This window comes from Roseicyclus sp., assembly GCF_018402035.1.
Classification (GTDB): domain Bacteria; phylum Pseudomonadota; class Alphaproteobacteria; order Rhodobacterales; family Rhodobacteraceae; genus Roseicyclus.
In genome coordinates, this window is the sequence record NZ_JAGYJN010000054.1 from 1 (window position 1) to 2,278 (window position 2,278).

At 62.9% G+C, this 2,278-nt stretch carries 2 protein-coding genes; both read right to left on the reverse strand.

Annotated features, from left to right (window positions below; all coding sequences use genetic code 11):
* Positions 1-75: 75 nt before the first annotated feature.
* Complete coding sequence (gene bhcD, locus KG698_RS15050) at positions 76-1,041, reverse strand: iminosuccinate reductase BhcD (RefSeq protein ID WP_213686360.1); 966 nt, start codon at positions 1,039-1,041, stop codon at positions 76-78.
* A gap of 29 nt (positions 1,042-1,070) precedes the next feature.
* Entirely contained in the window at positions 1,071-2,234 is a 1,164-nt protein-coding gene (gene bhcC / locus KG698_RS15055) for a 3-hydroxy-D-aspartate aldolase BhcC (protein WP_213686359.1), read from the reverse strand.
* Between the last annotated feature and the right edge of the window lie 44 nt (positions 2,235-2,278).

The following is a 2,278-nucleotide window of genomic DNA, read 5'->3' on the forward strand; positions in this document are numbered from 1 at the left end:
ACCCGCCCGCGCCACCAAGCACGCAAGATGGGGCGGGGGCCGGTGCAGCCGCGTGCGCGGCTGCACCCGTCACGCTTAAAGCGGAACGATTGTGGCCATGCCTTGGGCAATGGCGGCATCGACGATGGCATCGGCCACGGCCAGATCTTGCAGGCCCACACCCGTGCCATCAAACAGCGTGATCTCGTCGGCGCTGCTGCGGCCTTGATGCGCGCCGTTGATCACTGCACCGATGGGCGTGACCGATTGCGCATCGATCAGCCCTTGGGCCACCGCATGCTGCGCCTCGCCGATGCTGACCGATTGCGCGACCTCATCACAAAACACCGCAGCGCGTGCCAAAAGTGCCGCCTCGACCTCTTGCTTGCCCTTGGTGTCGGTCCCCATGCAGGCCAGATGCGTGCCGGGGCTGACATGGTCGGCTAAAAGCGAGGGCGCGAAGCTTGAAGTGATGGTGATGATCACATCGGCGGCTTTCAGGCCCGGCAGGTCGACCGCCTCGAAGGGCAGGCCCATTTCTTCGGCGACCGCCGCCAAGCCCGGCAGCATCTCGGGGTGGTAGTTCCAGCCGATGACCTTGTCGAAGCTGTGGGTTTCCAAGGCGGCGCGCAGTTGGAACTTGGCCTGATGGCCCGCGCCTACCATGCCCAAGACCCGTGCATCCTTGCGCGCCAGATGCTTGATCGAGACGGAGGAGGCGGCGGCGGTGCGCAGTGCGGTCAACAAATTGCCGCCGACCATCGCCTTGACCCGGCCCGTGTCGGGATCGAAGAGAAAGACGCTGGATTGGTGGTTGATCAGCCCGCGCCGTTCAAGGTTATGGGGCCAATAGCCGCCAGCCTTGAGGCCCAGCACACCGCCCACGGCATCGAAGCCGCCCTTGAAGCCATAGAGCGCATCCTCATGGCCCAAAGCTTCGCGCACCACGGGGAAATTCACCGCATCGCCCGAGGCCATGGCGGCAAAGACCTTTTCCACCGCGTCAAAGGCCGCTTTGCGGGTCAGAAGATCGGCGATCATCCCCTCGGGGACGATCACCAACTCATGTTGTGCAACGGTCGCGCCGTCCATCAGTAGGCCTTGCCGCGTGCGGACACCGGCCAGACCACCTCGACCTTGCCGCCGCGCACGCCGACGAACCAGTCATGGACATTGCAGGTCGGGTCGCAATGGCCGGGGACAAGCTTGAGCTTGTCATTGACTTTGAGCACCCCATCGGGGTCGGCCACCACGCCATGCTCATCCGAGCATTTGACGTATTTCACATCATCGCGCCCGAAGATCACCGGCAGGCCGCTATCGACCGATTGCGCCTTGAGGCCCGCATCGACGATGGCCTTGTCGGCCTTGGCATGGCTCATCACGCTGGTCAGGATGAAAAGCGCGTTTTCCCATTCGCCTTGGTCGATGCGCTTGCCGTCCTTGTCGAGAATGCGGCCGTAATCGGCATCCATGAAGGCGTAGGAGCCGCACTGAAGCTCATTATAGACGCCCGAGGTGCTCTCGAAATAATAACTGCCCGTGCCGCCACCGCCGACGATGTCGCACTCGATCCCCTCGGCCTTGAGCGTGTCGACCGCATCTTTGACCTGCGCCACGGCGAGCGCGATCTTGGCCTTGCGGTCCTCGTAGCTGTCCATGTGCTGCATCGCACCTTGATAGGCCTGGAGGCCAGCGAATTTCAGCCCCGGTGCGGCGTCGATGGCTTTGGCAATCTCGACCACGGCGGGGGTGGTGGTCACGCCGCAGCGGCCCGCGCCGCAATCAATCTCGACCAGGCATTCGATCTGGGTGCCATGGCGCTGGGCGGCGGCCGACAGATCGGCCACATTGGCGATATCATCGACGCAGCAGATGGTGCGCGCGCCCAGCTTCGGCATGCGCGCAAGGCGGTCGATCTTGGCGGGTTCGCGCACTTGGTTGGAAACCAGCACATCCTTGATGCCGCCACGGGCGAACACTTCTGCCTCGGAGACTTTCTGGCAGCACACGCCGACGGCACCACCAAGGCTTTCTTGCAGCTTGGCCACATCGACCGATTTATGCATCTTGCCATGCACCCGGTGGCGCATGCCGTGCGCCTTGGCGTAATCGCCCATCTTCTTGATATTACGCTCCAAAGCGTCGAGATCGAGGATCAGGCAAGGTGTCTGGATCTCGCTCTCATCCATGCCGGGAAGGGCAGGAATGTCATAGCCCACTTCGAGGGTTTCGATGTCGATATGGTCTTTCATGGCGCGGTTCCCTTGTGGTGCGAGGTGTGGTGCGAGGATTGGTG

Coding starts and splice junctions, on each gene's coding strand:
- bhcC (WP_213686359.1), bottom strand. CDS start 2,234: ATGAAAGACCATATCGACATCGAAACCCTCGAAGTGGGCTATGACATT.